The following is an 18,170-nucleotide window of genomic DNA, read 5'->3' on the forward strand; positions in this document are numbered from 1 at the left end:
ACGCGAATGAAGCGACCTGAACGACAACTATACAATGGAACTTCACAGCAAAAAAGACGAGAGACAGATCACCTGATATCAGGCATATCCGTATCCCGTCTTTGTCACATCACATTCCAATCCGACCCTATACGATCTCGATGGTCACCGACTTAAGAAAGTAACCCCAGCTTCAGTACTCTTGCAATATTCTCGGCGGTACGTTCCACATTCTCCGGGCCTTCTCGCAATAGTCGATCCAGATCTGCTGCTCCAGGCACAATACCAAATATGGCATCGATGCCTTCCGCGTAGAGGGTGTCGATCCCTTCGCCCACACAGCCTGCAAGGGCAATCACAGGTTTACCCGCTTCCTTGGCTGCCCGAGCAACACCATAGGGGGTCTTGCCAAATTTCGTTTGGAAGTCGATGCCGCCTTCACCCGTAAATACCACATCCGCAGCAATCAACTTTTCACGCAACTCAGTATATTCAATGACAATCTCAATCCCTTTACGTAGTACAGCCTGTGTAAAAATCAAGAGTCCCGCGCCCAATCCACCAGCCGCTCCGGCTCCTTGTTCATCTCGGATATCTTTATGAAGTTGCTGTTTCACCACATCTGCATAATGGGACAGATTCGCGTCCAGCTGTTCAACCATCTCTGGAGTTGCCCCTTTTTGTGGTCCAAACACCCTTGATGCGCCATGCTCCCCACATAGGGGATTGGTCACATCACAGGCCACAATGAACTCCACTTCCGGCAAACGCTCATCCAGACCAGATACATCAATCCGAGCCAGTTGATCCAAAGCCCCGCCCCCACGCGCAAGCGGCTGACCCTGTGCATCCAGAAACTTCGCACCAAGTGCTTCAGCCATGCCAGCCCCACCGTCGTTGGTCGCGCTACCACCAATGCCAATGATGATTTTGCGTATGCCAAGGTCCAGACATGCGCGAATCAACTCGCCTGTTCCATAGGTTGTCGTCCGGAGCGGGTCCCGGGTGTCCTTGATAACCAAGTGGATGCCGCTGGCCGACGCCATCTCGATGGCTGCCGTTGTTCCGCCACCCAGAATGCCATACTGCGCAGTGACTGTCTGGCCCAATGGTCCGCTCACCTCGTGCTGGTGAAGGACGCCGCCGGAAGCGTCCACAAGGGACTGCACCGTACCTTCCCCACCATCTGCCATAGGTACATGAATATAGCGTGCCGTCGGATATATTTTACGCAACCCTTTTTCCATCGCGATACATACTTCTTTTGCTGTCATGCTTTCTTTGAACGAATCCGGTGCCAGAACAAATGTCTTCTCTCTAGTCTCTCTCATATCTTAAAGGAGAACACGGTTTTCCATAATATTTTTCATGCTGATATGGGATTTGGAGGGTCCCAGCTTCACCAGTGAATCCTGAAATTCGGCAAGTTCTTCAATGGACGCCGTCTGTACCTTGATCAGGTAGTTATACTCACCGCTAATACGATAGACATCCGTGACTTCGATAGCCTGTTCACAGAACTGGACCAACTCGTCGCAATGCTCTGTTTTGAGCAAAATAAACGTCGTGGTTCCACGGTTTAACCGGGCCAGATTATAGATGGTTGAATATCCCGTTATCACACCTCTTTCCTCCAGTTTCAGAATTCTTTCCTTAACCGAAGGTTGGGACATGTTAATTTCTTTGCTTATCTGTGCAACGGGGATACGTGCATGATGTTGCAACAAGCGCATAATCTGCTGATCGATCTCATCTATCATGTGTTCCATTTGTAAGACCTCCGAGTCATGACCTTATTTAATAAGGTTATCCTGATAAATTAGCTAAAAATAGTTAGATTTCATCTCATTATATCCTTTGATATTGTATGGTTCCAATGCGATATTAACCCTATACTTTAGAATACAATCTGAAGAAGGAGCGATGTAATGTGAGTGTTATTGGACTTGCACATGTAGCCATTCAGGCTCGTAATTACGAAGATACTCTGGCGTTTTATATAAAAGTATTGGGATTCAAGGTCGGGCACTCCTGGAGTTTGCCTTCCTTCCACATTACCGAGGCATGTATGCTGATCTCTCCGGATCAGCGCACCTGTATTGAGGTATTTGATCCAAAAGCAGTCATTCCTGCCGAGGGTGAACCTGCCACCTCTCCTGAAGCGGTCCGGCACGGCGCACTGTTACATTTCGCCTTTTACGTGCATGATATAGAAGATATCTATCAGCGAGCGCTCGCCCATGGAGCCAAGGCCTACGTTGAACCGGATTGGATATCGCTTGGCGAACCTGCACTTCGGGTTAGAAGTGCGCTCGTCCACAGTCCGAATGGTGAAGTGATCGAATTTCTTGAAGAGGTTAATTTTGACCGATCGTCATCCTCACCATCATCCATATGAAGTACACAAACAGCCTGTTGCCTCGTCATTCGTGGCAGCAGGCTGTTTCATGGTTCGATTTGCTTGGCAAGCACCAGCACACACACCTACCCTACTCTTGCTCTGCATTCCCCAGCGTATACTCACTTAGTTTCCCTTCATAAACCAGTTGCAATCGTTCACTCTGGCGAAAATCATCCGGTGTCACCAGCGCCGGCAGTTTATTCCACAGTTTGATTCCCGAACGCTGTAGAATCTCGGCTACAAATTGGGAGCAGAAGTAGGAGTTGCTGAACTCCACCGGTTCCTTGAGTGTAATGCCGATCACGCCGAGCAGATTGTACATATATTTCTGGCGGCTGCGGATGAAGATGTGCAGCACACGTTTCATCTTTTCCACTTCACGATCCGTCACCTGAAGCTTGTATATGACACATGTGGTATTGGGGTACTTGCTGTATGTACCTGTCTGAATATTTTCCTTCACAAACCCGCCATTCAGCGGATTACTCGGATGCTTGCGGCCGAAGCTGTACAGCTCGGTTAACTCCCGGTCAAATGAGATCGATGCGTGATTATATGGCGCTCGGGTATAGCTCTGAATAACCTTGGTAAACAGCGTTCCTGTATTCGTAAGCAGAATATAGATGGAGCGTTCATCTGTCATAGCAAAATTTCCCCTTATCAAGTTGGCACTATTCCTTCATAATAACATAGGTACCCTACAATGGAATCTTACTTTGAATAAGCAGGTGATCGGTACGTGAGCAGTTCACTCTTTACACTAACGTTAATCTTCACAGCTTTACTTGTGATACATATCGTGTACAAAATTATTGCAAAGCTTCAGCCAAGCAAAGACTATTCAGGCATCGGCCAAAAAATCAAAACCTGGTGGGGTATGTTTGTGATCTTCTGCCTCGCTACCCTTTTTAACCCTATCGTGTCCCTCATCTCCCTCATGGTGCTTGCATTCTTCTCACTCAAAGAATACTTCTCCATGATTCGCAGTACACGCAAAGCCGACCGTAGGCTGTTCCTGTGGGCGTATCTGGCGATTCCGGTTCAGTTCTACTGGATCTACATTGGATGGTATGGCATGTTTATCGTGTTTATTCCACTATATGTGTTCCTGGTGCTGCCCTTGCCACGCTTGATTAACAAAGGTACGGTCGGTTTCCTGCGCAGTGTCAGCTCCACACAATGGGGACTAATGCTGATGGTGTTTGGACTGAGCCACCTGGCCTATTTCCCATTTGCCTCACCGGAGTACGGCTCCAAGCTGGTGCTGTTCTTGGTCGTGCTAACACAGCTTAATGATGTGGTGCACTATCTGGTCTCTCTCTATCTAGGCAAACGAAAAGTGGTGCCTACCGCCAATCCATTTGTCACCTGGGAAGGGTTTGCGTGTGCGTTTATTGTAACGACAGCTACGTCTTATTTTATCCATCCCTACCTGACACCATTTGATTGGAAATTCTCGCTGTTCATCGGGGTGTTGATCAGTCTGGCCGGATTCTTTGGCAGTCTGACGGTGTCTGTACTGAAGCGCGATCTGTTAATTGGAGATGACAACAAGTTCGATTCGCTCAAAAAAAGCTACCTGAGCCGGGTCGACAGCCTGACCTATACCTCGCCGGTTATGTTCCACGTGGTCCGTTATTTCTTTGACTTTATGTAGCAACAGATAGATCGGCGAGCTTGTAATTATGTATGTCAAAAAAAGCAGCCCAAGTGGCTGCTTTTCCTGTTCAACAGGCTCTAGATGGAGCCTTCATGATATTCCTACGCTACTTCAACGTAATTTCCTTTTCGGATATGATTTCGTTCCCCTCATCATTTGTGAAGACAAATGTCGCTTTGCCCCGCTCGCCCTTCATCTCATCCGAATAGATAAAGCCGGAGAATTGTCCATTGCCGCTAAAGTAAAACCCCTCTTCACCATTTCCACCATGTTCAATGGCTTCCTGTAGTGAATTCACAATCGTCACCGTGTTAGACGTCCACCGCATCTCCGTTAGTGTATAGCCCTTCGGAACCTGTTTAATTCCAAAATCAAAGCTGTTACCCTCGCTCGGTTTCTCCGACTGGTCAATGACGATATCAATCTGCTCAGACGGTTCAGTGGATTCCGATTGAGCCGTAGGCTTGCCCTCATCACCACTGGCACTGCCTTGGCTATTGTTATTCTTCGCATCCGCATTCGGTACAGAGTTTTCTCCAGCTTCCTCTACAGGTTGCTTCGATTCCGGATAGGCATGTTCCTGAACCGATTCACCACTAGTGCCACAGGCACTGACGAATAGCGAAATACAGAGCACAGACATGCAAAGTGCAGATTTCTTTATATTTATTTTCATCATCTAATTCTCCCTTCATCTATCTACAGCACGTATATCCAACACACCACTTACTAATCACTACACCATATCGTCCCACATGAAGCTCCATTATATGTAAATGATTAATAAATTCAGTATGTAACTGCACCTCGATGAGTAAAAAAAGAACTCTGTTCATGACGTCATGCACTGTTTAATTTATCGATCGAACCCAGGTAAGACCAACACTTGTCCAATCTGAATGGCGTTATGCTCGATTTTGTTCACTTTCTTGATTGCTTCTACATACACACGAGTGTCCATCTGCTGAGGTTTATGTACCAATGAAATGCCCCACAATGTATCTCCCTGAGATACAACGATCTGGTCCCCCGACAACAATTGCTCATCCCCGGCAAATGCAGTGAATACAGCACTACACCCTATGATTATAATTAGAGTTATAGTGACGATCTTCATTAGCCAGGTTGGCGTCTTCACACGCTGCATGAATTGACCTTTAACATACATGGTGCGAGACTCGGACGTTTTGGTATAAACGGATTCATAAATACTTTTGTACGTAGAATATCTCATTCTATTCGACCTCCAGACTTTCATTCCGCTAATCTTTAATTTCATGTTTACCTATGTATTTTTCCTATAACAATGAATGATCAATAACTCACTTTTTCACTATATAGGTATCTTTGCCTAAGTCACCCTACCCTGATAGGTCTATACTACCAGTTCACTCTAAACAAATTCTGAACAACCGAATTTCAATGTTATATCAGATTCAATTTATCCAATATTCATGCCTGATTTTCGGCGATGCTTGCTGCAACGTTTTTCTATAATAGGTATAGATAAAGATTCTAATGAGTAAGGACGTGCCCCCATGATTTCTGCTGATCTAAAGGAACAATATTACGAGGCGCTTGTGGCCAAGGATTCGGAATACGAGGGTTTATTCTATGTTGGGGTCCGAACCACAGGTGTGTTCTGTCGTCCCACATGCCCTGCGCGAAAGCCAAAATTCGAAAACTGCGAATTCTATGAGACGGCACAGCAGGCACTTCTGGCCTCTTATCGCCCTTGCCAGCGTTGTCGTCCACTTTCTCACCCTAACCAAGTATCCGATGTCGTTCGCATATTAGTGGAAGCTGTGGAGAAAAATCCGGAGAAACGCTGGAAAGGACAGGATTTCAAGGCCCTCTCCATCGATGAATCCACGGCGCGCCGTCAGTTCAAGAAGCGGTTCGGCATGACCTTTGTCGAATATGCTCGCGCTCGCCGCATGGGACTTGCCCTGAAAAATATTCGCTCCGGCCGCACCGTGATTGATAGCCAATTATCTACCGGATATGAATCAAGCAGCGGCTTCCGCGATGCCTTTTCACGGATCATGGGTGCTGCCCCTACACAAGTCGATGAAGGACATATCCTAAAAGCGTCCTGGATTGACACCCGCCTCGGCCCGATGATGGCCATTGCTGATGAGGAGTCGCTATATTTACTGGAATTTGTGGACCGCAGAGGTCTGGAACGCGAAGTTGAGCGTCTGCGTAAACGAACCAAATCAGCGATTGTACCCGGCACTACAGCTCCCATCCAGTCCATTGAGCGTGAACTAAACGAGTACTTTCAAGGTATTCGGACAGCATTCGACACACCGTTGTTCTGTTTAGGAACACCATTCCAAAAGCGTGTGTGGGATGAGTTGCTGGCCATTCCGGCTGGTGAAACGAGGTCATATCAAGAGATTGCAAATGCACTGGGAAAACCGACTGCTTGCCGAGCTGTGGCACAGGCGAATGGGGCCAATCAGCTTGCAATTGTGATTCCATGTCACCGTGTAATTAATGCCAGTGGCGAATTGGGTGGATATGGCGGGGGATTAACTCGCAAAAACTGGCTGTTGACTCACGAGAAACAAAAAAAGGGTAGCTGAAAAACAGAATGAAGTAATGAAGTACGAATCAAATGTCCAAAGGAATGCATGATATAACAAAGGGGAGTCAACATAATATGAGTACCTTAGAAGAAAAAGCAGCGTTGTTCCAACAATACCATGTGAAAGGAAAACCACTTGTTCTGGTCAATGTATGGGATGCCGGAAGCGCACAAGCCATCCAATCCGCTGGAGCAACGGCCATTGCTACCGGAAGCTGGTCCGTTGCTGCGGCCCACGGTGAACACGACGGTGAAGCCATGTCATTCCATCTGGTGCTTGCCAATCTCGCACGGATTACAGCGAGCGTGGATCTGCCTGTAACGATCGATATAGAGGGAGGGTATGGGAGGTCTGTGTCAGAAGTGAAGCAAAATATCCTGCAAGTCATCGATCATGGTGCTGTAGGAATCAACATTGAAGATCAACTTCCCGCTGGCTTGGGATTGTACACTGTGGAGGAGCAATGCCCGAGATTGTCCGCCGCCCGGGAAGCTGCGCAGCAGGCAGGCATCCCGTTGTTCATTAACGCCCGCACAGATATTTTTCTGCAACATGCACCTGAACACCATAACCACTCTCTCCTGGAGGAAGCACTTATACGTTCGAGCCATTATGCAGATGCAGGAGCCAGTGGTCTGTTTGTACCCGGTTTGCAGGATCACCAACTGATTCAGGAATTGTGTGAGCGTTCACCGCTGCCAATTAACGTTATGGTTACGTCTCCTGAGCCTTCACCAAAACAGCTTGCCACACTGGGTGTAGCACGTGTAAGTTACGGGCCATATCCCTATCTGCAAGTTATGGAACACCTAAAAGAACTGGGGAGAAACATTTTATCGGGAAATTAACAGGAGGGCATGTTATAATCACCTCTATTGAACATTTACAGGAGGCAATTATGCTTAACGTGGAACAAAAGCTAGAAGTGCTACAATCGTATCCCCAACTGCAACGCAAAGATGTTTCTCTCGGTCGAGTTAATTTCCACTACGAGGATAGTGCGTATGATAAAAAAATTGTTGCTCTCCATATTCATCCTAACGGAAACGGTTATATCTATGCAGGGCTACTGCCTAACTATGAGACCGATGCCAAAGGATTCGTCAATATTCGTGATTACTCCGAAGCAGATCTGCGCACATTGTTAGATGAAACGATCCAAGCGATGTCTCACAATCCCAACGCAGTTGAATTCGAAGAGCCAGAACAAGTAAAAGCTACTGCTCCTGTATTGTCTACAACCTCTACGGGTGGCGGAACGTGGATCGATGAAGATGGACATACGCTGACTTTAAAATACGAAGATGACATGTGGTATGTATATTCCGGTGATAATCTGGATATGGCTTTTGAGTCACGTAGCGAAGCCGGCGAGTACCTCAAAGACGAAGGATTCAAACCGCAGGCTCAAGCTTAAGGGATGCACCTTCATTTGGAATTACGTATAAAGATTGTTGAATAGGTAAATCCAATGATTTAGGATGATACAAAAAACACGAGGCGTGTTCGCACTCGTGTTTTCTAATTTCGGAGATTTCGCTTAGATTCCTTGCCCAGTTCCTTTATAACTGTTTCCTGTCAGTCTTTTTTGGTTTTCATGGTAAGCGGCGCATTCTTCATCATCGGGTACGTAGATAGAAGTAGCGCACCACCAATACATCCCAGAACGGTGAACAGTGTCATCATATTCACACTCGCAAACCACTTCATCCACTCCCCAAGATCTGCGAAGACAACGATCAGAGTGATCATTAGCCCTACCCCAAAGAACATAATGAAGAAGTTACGCATCCCCAAGCGCATCCAACAAACCGTTGGGAAGACAGAGATTCCCAGTACGAGAAAGCCGCACATCAGATCGATCCACAGGTAGGATAAAAAATGATATTTGTTTGAATACAACATGCCTGGTTGATAAAGGGTTACGTCAACAATTCCTTTTTCCTGAAGCAGGTGTATGAGGAAATACGCCACATGCAGAATGACCATGGTGCCTGCAACCATCCATACCGAGTTCATATAGAAGGATTTCATGAATTGAATTCGTGTACTGCCCATACCAATCGCAACCGGAAACAGTGTAATCATTCCCCCGATGGCAAACGCACATATCCCTCCGTACATGGGACCAAACAGTTGCGTAGCATACGAGACATCAAATATGAAGCCAATGGCCAGATATACAACGGCGAGCATTAGAGCGATGGATGAAAAAATGCCCAGATACAAACGCATATCATCGCGAATCAGTCGGTTCGTACCTTTTACTGCGTTCATGGTTTAACCCCCTCTTGATTACGGGTCCTGTTAACCAAATAATCTTGTAATGTCGCTTTCTCAATGGATAGCCCCTGTGAATGAGCGATATCCTTCCACATTTTCGAGTAGGGCTCATCAATCATGACTTTCACAGTCGATCCCATCTGGGAAGACTCTATAACTTTAACACCTGCTGTGACTCGGTTGATATCATCTATTCCCCCTGTTAGAAGAACTCCTTTTTCGCGCATCTCTTCCATCGATTGATTTAACAACACCTCTCCGGCTTGCAAAACAATAAGGGACTCACATAAAGGCTGAATCTCCTCAATATGATGACTGGATATTAGAATCAGACGCGGGTTATCTTCATAACTTTCCAGTAGCGCATTATAGAAGAATTTACGCTTCTCAGCATCGAGTCCATTGGTAGGTTCATCCAGAATGGTTATCTTTGCATTACTGGCAAGACCCAATATAATCTGGGCAGCAGTCTTCATGCCTTTCGAAAATTTAATGATCTTTTTCTTCGCCGGTAGTTCGAACACATCGATTAAACGTTCCGCCAACTCCTGATTCCACTGCGGATGAAAATATTGTCCCATTTGAACCATATCACTAACTGTCCAGTTTTTCCCCAGGGGATGATTCTCCTGGATGTAACACAGATGCTCTTGGGCAGCCAGATTATTATAGGGGTCTTGACCCATGATCTGAACGGTTCCACTGTCCGGGCGGTTATGCCCTGCAAGTAAACTCATCATGGTTGTTTTACCCGCTCCATTTCTTCCCCAGATTGCACTAATGATTGGCTCACTCTCATGTAGCGTAACCTGGTTCAGAACGGGTGTCTTCTGGTAGCTGTAGTTGACCTGCTCCATATGAATCATAACTCACTCTCCTTATCCTTCTTGCCGCGAATCAGATCAATGATCATGTCTTCATTCATGTGAATCCGTCTAGCTTCTTCAAGTAAAGGCTTGATGTATTCTTCATAAAAATCTTGCTTCCGTTCAACGAGCAATGCTTCTCTTGCTCCCTTTGCAACAAACATTCCAACACCTCGCTGTTTGTATATAATCCCCTTGTCCACGAGTTCCTGCAGTCCTTTGCGGGCTGTAGCCGGATTGATATTGTAGAAGCGTGACAGTTCATTGGTTGAGGGAACCTGTTCTTCCACCTTCAATCTGCCCTCCACAATATCGTCCATAATCATCGTAGCAATCTGATGAAAAATAGGCTGAGATTCATCCAAAGTCGATTTCATGTGCTTCCAACTTTCATACGTATTCATTAGTCAGTTAGTAGGTTAGTTACTCATGTAACTAACTATAGTATACAAAGACGCAAATGTAAATAGGCGAACTTAATTCATCGCCTTTCCTACCTTGGCTCTGTTGTATTGATTAATAAGCCCGTCCAGGACTACGGATTGCTGGATCACTTCCGGATGAAGCAGACTACCGTATTCCATATGCATGCGATATAACAACTGTCTGGCATCTTCGATCCGTGATATCAAATCCAGGCGATCCATAGTACCCCTCCTTTTTGTCATATTTTAGTGTATTATGCCAATCATAAGCGCATGTGAGATACGACATACTTATTCTTCCACTTTGATACACAAAAAAAGAACGCTTCTGAAATGAATTCAGAAGCGTTCTTTACTTTTATTAAGTTCCAAATCCATGATCAGCGGGTCTCATAATTTCGGGGTTCGGGCTTTCGGGATTCGGGCTTTCCTTGCTTGGGACAGGTTCCGTAGCAGGAGCTACGATGAATACAACGATACTACAGGTAGCTATCAGCAAAGCCAACTTTCTCTTCATTGAGTTTCTGCACCTCACTAATTATCATTTTGTATTGCTGTTTCGCCGTCTCAGATGCAAATTCCCGGTATTGCTCAAACAGTCCGACACCTCTAAGCATACCTCGTCCACTGCTAATTTCAATAGAAAATTTTAAACTATCTAGCACAAATTCTATACCTAAATGATACTCGTCTTTCTTTAAATAATATGCACCCAAATCTGCTAAAAGTCGTAAATATCGATCATCCGTAACTTGTCTGCTTACTTTACCAATTCGGTTACTCTGTTCCTGATAAGTGAAGTAGGATTCATACTGTTTGAGAACATGATCAATATCCTTATCATAGCGATTAGCCGCCGTTACAATATCACAAAGCGCTGGGAATATCTCATTTTCCTTCGTCGAGATATACGCCAGGTAATCTGGTAATACCTCAAACTGTCCACCCATTAAATGATATATATATCGATTAGCTTCAGCCCATTCTTGAAACTGATTCATAACTACGATTTCATCTTTATCCGGGTTCCTCACCCAGCGATTATCCGAATATAAAGAAACATATTTAAGTGCCTCAGTGTAGTCCTTCAATTGATAACAGGCACTTCCTGCAGCTAGATCGGAGTATAGAATATAGAAAACAATTGGTCTTTTTGTCTCTTCTTGTTTCCTTCGGCCATTCATCTCATAATGGATGGACGCTTTTATTTTCAATTTTTCAGATAACTCCTGAACCTTGTCCCATCTATGCAATGCTCCAAAAGCATTAATCAGTTCGTTAAGCGCATCCAACTGGTAGCGTTCATCCAGCCGATCCACATAATATTCGAACCGAGATGCAATAATCAGATTTCGGTGCTGATCATTGGTTAGCCCCAACCTGAACAGTCGATACTGACAGAGTGCAAGCCGCTCGGAATGTTGCATTTTCTCACTCTCGGCGATGTTTTCATATAGAAGGATGGCTGCTTTGAATTTACCCGCTTGGTAGAACTCTTCAGCCACATCAAATAACAAAGGAATATAGGATAGATTATCCATCATCAGACGAATAACCTCTTCAATACAGTCCAACTTGTCCAACTCGGCACAGCGATGAAGGAAGGGTCCCAGTCTTCGCCAGTCCGGGGTCGCGTGTACAAAACACTCGTCTATGTATAACTCATAGAAGTAACCTTCTTCCAGTCTCATGGCGGAAGTAATGCGATCCAACTGCTGCATGGCAATAGGCCGATTTTTATTCAAAATATTGCTGAGCGTACCCGAATTAATCCCTGACGTTTCCGAAAAATGACTAATGGACATCTGTTCACGCTTCAGATAACTTTCCAAGTGATCGCGTATCGTGGTTGTCGACTCCAAACGAACACCACCCTCCAAAATAAAAAACATAAACGGGATTATCGGTATGCAAAAGTAATTATATGTAATTAGAAAGTATCGGTCAATATAATAATTTCAACTAATTTGTATTAAAACCATTTTAATCCTTTTATAAAACGGACAATCCTATCCTTATTTTATATCGGAAACACGTCTGGCATCAAACCTGAAATTAGACAAAAAACACGAGCCATCTACGGGCTCGTGCTCTCAACTGACTCAGCAGTCAGTATACTCACTATAACTTGGATTTAAGGCAGTATATTACCTGCCGCACGGTAAATTTCATACCACTCTGGACGAGTGAGATGAACATCTCCTGCTTTTACACAGTCTTGCAGACGTTCAATGTTCATCGTGCCTGTCACAGGTTGCATCTGCGCAGGGTGACGAAGCAACCATGCGATTGCAATCGTTGTATTGCTCACGTCATACTTCACAGCAATCTCGTCAATCTTTGCATTCAATTCCGGGAACTTGTCGCTACCCAGGAATACACCTTCGAAGAATCCGTACTGGAACGGGGACCACGGCTGAATGGTGATATCATGCAGACGACAGTAATCAAGAATGCTACCGTCACGGTTAACCGCGGCATCGTTCTCCATGTTCACATTAATGCCACTGTCAATCATCGTGGTATTGGTAATACTCATCTGCAACTGGTTGGCTACCAGTGGCTGTTTCACGTATTTTTTCAACAATTCGATCTGGTTCGGATTCTGGTTGGATACCCCGAAGTGACGCACTTTACCTTCGCGCTCCAGTTGATCAAAGGCTTCAGCCACTTCCTCCGGCTCAACCAATGCATCAGGACGGTGCAGCAGCAGAACGTCAAGATATTCCGTTTTCAGACGTTGAAGGATACCATCCACCGAATTCAGGATGTGCTCTTTGGAGAAATCAAACATGCCTTTGCGGATACCGCATTTGGATTGAAGAATCATATTTTCACGAACTTGGGGATTCATCTGTACTGCTTCGGCGAAGATCTCCTCACATGTTCCTGTACCATAAATGTCGGCATGGTCAAAGAAATTTGCGCCAACCTCCATTGCAGAACGAACAAAATGTTCGGCTTCCTTACCGTCTAGTGAATTAATCCGCATGCAGCCCACCGCAACTACAGGTACTTCTAGTGCGCTGCTGCCCAATTTAATCGTTCTCAAGATGTTTTCCCTCCATATTCGAATATTATCGTGTATCTTACCTTTGATTGTGACATATATCTGCAATCGGTTTCAATAGCTTTATCCTACATTCATATGGAGAAATGATAGGTTCTTCATTCCAGCCTATAGATCCAAAAGAATAAACTATACTTCTTCCGGTATAATGACCTCAATATGCCTTGGCAGGACACGGATATGAATCGGCAGGGCAGGACCTTCTTCCCCATCTACATTAGTGCGAATGGCTTCGTCTGAGCGAACATGAACTTCTTTGGCTGTAAAATAGTCCACGTCCTTATGGTCTTTCAGACTACCAAATAATAGGGAGGTGCCCAGGGTCAGACTGTTGAACACACTGATATTACGAACAACAAAACAATGTATCAGACCATCGTCCACCTCTGCATCCGGGGATAACTTCTCGAATCCTCCGACCGAATTGGTCAGCGCCGCCAGAAAAAGTGGCGATTCCCCCTCCCAGAGCTGTCCGTCATATTCAATGGTTAGATGATTGGCTGGTGTATTCACCAGGTCTTTCAAGCCTTCTTTGAGATATGCGAATGATCCCAACTTCGACTTCTCTTCCGAGGATACGGAGAACAGAGCTTCTGCCAAAGAACCCGCAGCCACAACGTTGGCAAACAGGCGATCATTGATTTCCCCCAAATCCACGATATGGGTCTGATTCGAACGTAACTGCCTTATGGCTTCTTCCGGGTCAAGCGAGATATTCAGCGCACGCGCAAAATCATTCACCGTACCTAGCGGTATAACGCCTAATCGGGGGCGATGATCCTGATCCATCATGCCGTTAATCGTCTCATGCAGTGTACCGTCGCCTCCGATGGAGATGACCAGATCACAGCCGTCTTTGCAGGCGCTCAGACAGTAGTTGGTGGCATCACCTTCCCCGGCCGTCTCATTAACAACCACCTCATACTGCTGTGACTCCAGAATTTCTCTGACTTGGGACACATACTGCTCGGCCTCTTCCTTACCTGACGATGGATTACTAATGATCATGGCTTGGCGCATACTCACATCTTCCCCTCCAAAATGGCATCTTTACTTCATCTTTACCCGTTTCAAGGGTGGGTTGAATAGGGTCTGCGGGAGATGTTCTATTTTTTTTGATAAACATGTCTCTGAAGAGTGCAGAGCAGGGTTTGTTTCATATAGAATAGAAGTAGAGAAATAGCCATTACGAAATTCCTTGTTCCTTTTTCCCGTTGACGGGTTAATAACTATAGATGTGCTTTGAGCCGAACCTGCATATGTTAAACTCTTCAATTCACACTGAACACTCCGTGGGCAGAACAACCTTCCGGTCGCTGTTATCGTGTAGATACTAGAATCAATTTCATAATACCTTTAGCTGCTTCAATCAAGGCTAGATATAGATCAAAATGGTCCAATTTGTCTATATCTAGTTACAAAAATTCATTTTAATGAGTTATGAAATTGATTCAATATACTTAACTAACTCAATCTGTTCGGATGATTTTATAATTCTAAAAATCGGAGGGAATGCATGCAATGAGAAGAATGACGCTATTATTTCTAGTATTCATCCTGAGTCTCGGGGCATCGGGGCAAGCCATGGCTTACACCACTACAGACTTGGGCGAGGGAATCATTGAAGATCCCGCTTTGGAGGACGGACTGAAGTTAATCCTGAACAAACCTCTGGATGTGCCATTAACTTCAACGGATCTGGAGCAGCTTGAAGTGGTAGATCTGAGCAATGCAGGTATTCACAGCCTGTCCGGTCTCGAATATGCAACCAATCTGACTCACCTCCGATTATATGGGAATGAGATTGAGGATCTCACACCGCTGGCGCACCTAACCCAGCTTCGCGAGATCGATGTTCGCAATAATTACATTACATCCATAGACGCACTTACTGAATTAAAAGACTTGGGACGGCTGTATATCAGCAACAATTCCATTTCTTCCATAGAGGTTGTACGTGGGTTCAACCGATTACATACGTTCCACGCCAGCGGTAACCAGATTGCCAGTCTTGCGGCCCTCTCGGATGCGGATGCACTGAAGTGGCTTGAGATCTCGAACAATACGATTAACGATCTGACACCGCTCATGGGTAAAACCCGGCTCCAACAACTCAATGTAGCAAACAACCAGGTTCAGACGCTGGACGTACTGGCTGAATTGCCAAATACACTGCGGAATCTGAATGTGGCAGGTAATCAAATCACGGATCTGACACCACTGGAGCATATGACACGCCTTCGGACACTTGATATCTCTGGTAACCAAGTACAGCATCTCAAGGGGCTTGAGGAACTGACTGGGCTGACAGAGCTGAATGCAGAGTCCAATCAGATCTATGATCTGGAACCTTTACGGCAGCTTTCCAGCCTGGACGTGTTGAAATTATCCAACAACCGGGTGTGGGATCTGACACCGATCGCAGGTTTTACGTTTACCCGTGATCAGTCAGCGACAAATGTTATACAGGATATCTCGGCGTCTACCTCGTTATCCTCCGGTATTCAGACGTCTGTCTCAGAGGTTGAGCCTGCCGGACTCACGGTGCAGAACAATTATCTGGATGTTGTGAGTGGCAGTCATACGATGCAACTTCTGAACCGGATGAATGTGCGGGAGCAGAAACGAACGCCCCAGGGCAGCTTTCAGCGTCTAATCGAAGGGTCTACCACCGCCTATGTTGGGGATCGTGCTTATGCACTGGATGCTGCACCTTTTATCGATGAAGGCCGGACCTATGTGCCTCTGCGTTTTGTCTCGGAGCAGTTAAACGCCCGTGTGAACTGGAACAGCGGTACGCGCGAAGCTGTGATCACACAGAATGATAAGACCATCCGCTGGAGCGTGGGTAACAAACAAGTTGTCGTGAATGATACACTTGCGATCAATGATGCTCCTCTTCTGATGAAAGATGGTAAAGCTTTTGTACCGGTTCGCTTCATCTCGGAGCAATTCAATACCTCTGTTGGTTACATCGGAAGCAGCAAAACGATTCTGATTTTTGAAAATAAACAGCTTGGTGAGAGTGTACAGCCTTAAGTTGTGTCTCACGTTCATTTGCAGCCATAAGAGAATATGAGAAACATAGCGCAAGTCCCCGTCTGAATAATCAGCGGGGATTTTGTTGTGTTATGACAGTTGTGTTAAGACATTGGATAATGGTATATGGACATCGCTGATCACAAGCAAATACAGCATACGATCTGTCTATGCGAATACGAACTCGTGATACTCCATCTTCGATTAGGGTAAATTTCACACGGTTTAGCATATCTTCTTTTGCCGTGGGAGTTGTTATACTGAACGTAATATATATGACAACTGAGGTTCAAGCGAGGAGGAAATTCACATGACATTCACGCTCACTGGTTATTCCACAACCCAAGACAGCCCGTGGAGAGAGCTATCTTTTGTGCCAATTAATGAAAGCGCTAACCTAAAACTCACGGGTGAACAGCACCAACTTGTGGAAGGGTTTGGCGGATGTTTCAACGAGCTTGGTTATATGGCTCTGTCCCATTTGAATGAGGAGAAGCGCCATGAGGTATTTCACTCTCTTTTCCATCCCGAGGGCGAGCACAAGTTTAACATCTGTCGCCTGCCGATCGGCGCAAGTGATTATGCAGAGCAGTGGTATAGCCACAACGAGGTGGACGGCGACGTGGCCATGGAACATTTTTCGATCAAACGTGATTTCAAATATCTGATTCCTTACATCAAGGAAGCTCTGACTTATAACCCGAACCTGCAATTCTTCGCCTCGCCATGGAGTCCGCCAACGTGGATGAAGTCGCCCAAAGCCTATAACTATGGGACACTGCGCTGGGAGAAAGATATTCTGGAGGCCTACGCCCTGTATTTTGTAAAATTTGTACAGGCCTACCGTGAAGCAGGCATTACGATCCATCAGGTGCATGTGCAGAACGAAGTGATTGCAGATCAGAAATTTCCTTCTTGCATGTGGACAGGCGAGCAGCTTCGTGAGTTTATTGCCGATTATCTGGGCCCGGCTTTTGACCAACACGGTCTGGATACGGAGATCTGGCTGGGAACGATCAACGCCCCTGATCCATGGGAGGAATTAATCAAGAAAAAAACAAACGACTTCGATGAGTACGCCGGGCTTGTCCTGAGTGATCCAAAAGCCTATTCCTATATCAAAGGTGTTGGATATCAGTGGGCAGGCAAAAATGCGATTCAACGTACCTCAGCGAGTTATCCGGAGCTACGTTATATGCAGACTGAGAACGAATGCGGTGATGGCAACAACTCATGGAACTATGCCAAATATGTATATAACCTCTACCAGCATTACTTCAGCAACGGAGTGAACGCGTACATCTACTGGAACATGGTTCTGGAACCCAAAGGCCGCAGCACATGGGGCTGGGAGCAGAACTCCATGATTACGATAGATCCAGACACGACGGAGGTTACTCGGAACCCGGAGTATTATGTGATGAAACACTTCGCGCATCATATTGTTCCTGGTGCTCGAAGAGTCGGCTTGTCTGGCGCGTGGAGCGGGAAATCCGTCGCTTTCCGCAACCCGGATAACAGTCTCGTGATTGTCATCAACAATCCATTCCAGGACCGTCGTGACCTGTATCTGACCATCGAGGAAGGGCAGACCCTTCATATTGAGCTGGAGGCTGATTCATTCAACAGCATGGTTATTCAACCGAAATAACTAATCCAACACATCGTTAAAAACGCGGACATCAATAGCGTCAGGCCCCAAGGATTCCCCGGGCCGTCGCTATTTTTTTATGGGCCAGACCATGCTTATTGTCAGCATAATTACTCCTGTAGAACACAAGCAGAAGACAACTTAAAGAAATGACGTTTCACCTTTTATATTTACAAATCTATAAATCTAGATATAATGTAAT

At 45.6% G+C, this 18,170-nt stretch carries 19 protein-coding genes; 7 read left to right on the top strand and 12 right to left on the bottom strand.

What is annotated here, in order from left to right; translation table 11 throughout:
• Positions 1-152: 152 nt before the first annotated feature.
• Positions 153-1,310: a glycerate kinase family protein gene (locus NST38_RS29710; protein ID WP_341344249.1), complete on the bottom strand. Its 1,158-nt coding sequence runs from the start codon at positions 1,308-1,310 to the stop codon at positions 153-155.
• Positions 1,311-1,313: 3 nt separating this feature from the next.
• Positions 1,314-1,748: an Lrp/AsnC family transcriptional regulator gene (locus NST38_RS29715; RefSeq protein WP_338589399.1), complete on the bottom strand. Its 435-nt coding sequence runs from the start codon at positions 1,746-1,748 to the stop codon at positions 1,314-1,316.
• Between the two features lie 161 nt (positions 1,749-1,909).
• On the opposite strand from NST38_RS29715, the gene NST38_RS29720 reads away from it, so the two are divergent.
• On the top strand, positions 1,910-2,377 hold the full coding sequence (locus NST38_RS29720; protein WP_341344250.1) for a VOC family protein: 468 nt from the start codon (positions 1,910-1,912) through the stop codon (positions 2,375-2,377).
• Between the two features lie 91 nt (positions 2,378-2,468).
• Here the strand turns inward: NST38_RS29720 and NST38_RS29725 are convergent, their stop codons facing one another.
• A complete protein-coding gene (locus NST38_RS29725; protein WP_076252008.1) occupies positions 2,469-3,023 on the bottom strand; it encodes a hypothetical protein in 555 nt (184 codons plus the stop codon).
• 96 nt (positions 3,024-3,119) lie between these two features.
• Between NST38_RS29725 and NST38_RS29730 the strand changes: the two genes are divergently transcribed.
• Positions 3,120-4,037, top strand: coding sequence for a phosphatidate cytidylyltransferase (locus NST38_RS29730; protein WP_076252010.1), 918 nt, complete (start codon positions 3,120-3,122; stop codon positions 4,035-4,037).
• A gap of 109 nt (positions 4,038-4,146) precedes the next feature.
• Here the strand turns inward: NST38_RS29730 and NST38_RS29735 are convergent, their stop codons facing one another.
• Both NST38_RS29735 and NST38_RS29740 read right to left on the bottom strand, forming a co-directional pair.
• Entirely contained in the window at positions 4,147-4,716 is a 570-nt protein-coding gene (locus tag NST38_RS29735) for a hypothetical protein (RefSeq protein ID WP_341344251.1), read from the bottom strand.
• A 180-nt stretch (positions 4,717-4,896) separates the two neighbouring features.
• Positions 4,897-5,274, bottom strand: coding sequence for a LysM peptidoglycan-binding domain-containing protein (locus NST38_RS29740; protein ID WP_340983888.1), 378 nt, complete (start codon positions 5,272-5,274; stop codon positions 4,897-4,899).
• Positions 5,275-5,578: 304 nt separating this feature from the next.
• Between NST38_RS29740 and NST38_RS29745 the strand changes: the two genes are divergently transcribed.
• From NST38_RS29745 to NST38_RS29755, 3 genes are all read left to right on the top strand, one after another.
• Entirely contained in the window at positions 5,579-6,631 is a 1,053-nt protein-coding gene (locus tag NST38_RS29745) for a bifunctional transcriptional activator/DNA repair enzyme AdaA (protein WP_341344252.1), read from the top strand.
• A gap of 77 nt (positions 6,632-6,708) precedes the next feature.
• Entirely contained in the window at positions 6,709-7,482 is a 774-nt protein-coding gene (locus NST38_RS29750) for an isocitrate lyase/PEP mutase family protein (RefSeq protein WP_339196130.1), read from the top strand.
• Between the two features lie 50 nt (positions 7,483-7,532).
• Positions 7,533-8,051: a hypothetical protein gene (locus NST38_RS29755; protein ID WP_076329362.1), complete on the top strand. Its 519-nt coding sequence runs from the start codon at positions 7,533-7,535 to the stop codon at positions 8,049-8,051.
• 161 nt (positions 8,052-8,212) lie between these two features.
• Here NST38_RS29755 and NST38_RS29760 read toward each other — a convergent pair whose 3' ends face one another.
• From NST38_RS29760 to NST38_RS29790, 7 genes are all read right to left on the bottom strand, one after another.
• Positions 8,213-8,911, bottom strand: coding sequence for a hypothetical protein (locus NST38_RS29760; protein ID WP_341344253.1), 699 nt, complete (start codon positions 8,909-8,911; stop codon positions 8,213-8,215).
• The gene (locus tag NST38_RS29765; RefSeq protein WP_339196134.1) at positions 8,908-9,783 is read right to left on the bottom strand and encodes an ABC transporter ATP-binding protein; all 876 of its coding nucleotides are present in this window, start codon (positions 9,781-9,783) and stop codon (positions 8,908-8,910) included. Before NST38_RS29765 ends, NST38_RS29760 begins: the two co-directional genes overlap by 4 nt.
• The gene (locus tag NST38_RS29770; RefSeq protein WP_036611682.1) at positions 9,780-10,160 is read right to left on the bottom strand and encodes a GntR family transcriptional regulator; all 381 of its coding nucleotides are present in this window, start codon (positions 10,158-10,160) and stop codon (positions 9,780-9,782) included. The genes NST38_RS29765 and NST38_RS29770 overlap by 4 nt, the downstream gene beginning before the upstream one ends.
• A gap of 99 nt (positions 10,161-10,259) precedes the next feature.
• Positions 10,260-10,430 (bottom strand): aspartyl-phosphate phosphatase Spo0E family protein, encoded by a 171-nt coding sequence (locus NST38_RS29775; protein ID WP_017691550.1) that lies wholly within the window; start codon positions 10,428-10,430, stop codon positions 10,260-10,262.
• A gap of 257 nt (positions 10,431-10,687) precedes the next feature.
• Positions 10,688-12,070, bottom strand: a complete 1,383-nt coding sequence (locus NST38_RS29780; protein ID WP_036611685.1) for a hypothetical protein — start codon at positions 12,068-12,070, stop codon at positions 10,688-10,690.
• 272 nt (positions 12,071-12,342) lie between these two features.
• Positions 12,343-13,260, bottom strand: a complete 918-nt coding sequence (locus NST38_RS29785; protein ID WP_036611688.1) for an aldo/keto reductase — start codon at positions 13,258-13,260, stop codon at positions 12,343-12,345.
• Positions 13,261-13,407: 147 nt separating this feature from the next.
• A complete protein-coding gene (locus NST38_RS29790; RefSeq protein WP_076252022.1) occupies positions 13,408-14,298 on the bottom strand; it encodes a diacylglycerol/lipid kinase family protein in 891 nt (296 codons plus the stop codon).
• A 501-nt stretch (positions 14,299-14,799) separates the two neighbouring features.
• Between NST38_RS29790 and NST38_RS29795 the strand changes: the two genes are divergently transcribed.
• Positions 14,800-16,317: a leucine-rich repeat domain-containing protein gene (locus NST38_RS29795; RefSeq protein WP_179087888.1), complete on the top strand. Its 1,518-nt coding sequence runs from the start codon at positions 14,800-14,802 to the stop codon at positions 16,315-16,317.
• Between the two features lie 310 nt (positions 16,318-16,627).
• Complete coding sequence (locus NST38_RS29800; RefSeq protein WP_076252025.1) at positions 16,628-17,968, top strand: glycoside hydrolase family 30 protein; 1,341 nt, start codon at positions 16,628-16,630, stop codon at positions 17,966-17,968.
• The last annotated feature ends 202 nt before the right edge of the window (positions 17,969-18,170 follow it).

It is taken from the genome of Paenibacillus sp. FSL H8-0104 (assembly GCF_038050215.1).
GTDB classification, from domain to species: domain Bacteria; phylum Bacillota; class Bacilli; order Paenibacillales; family Paenibacillaceae; genus Paenibacillus; species Paenibacillus amylolyticus.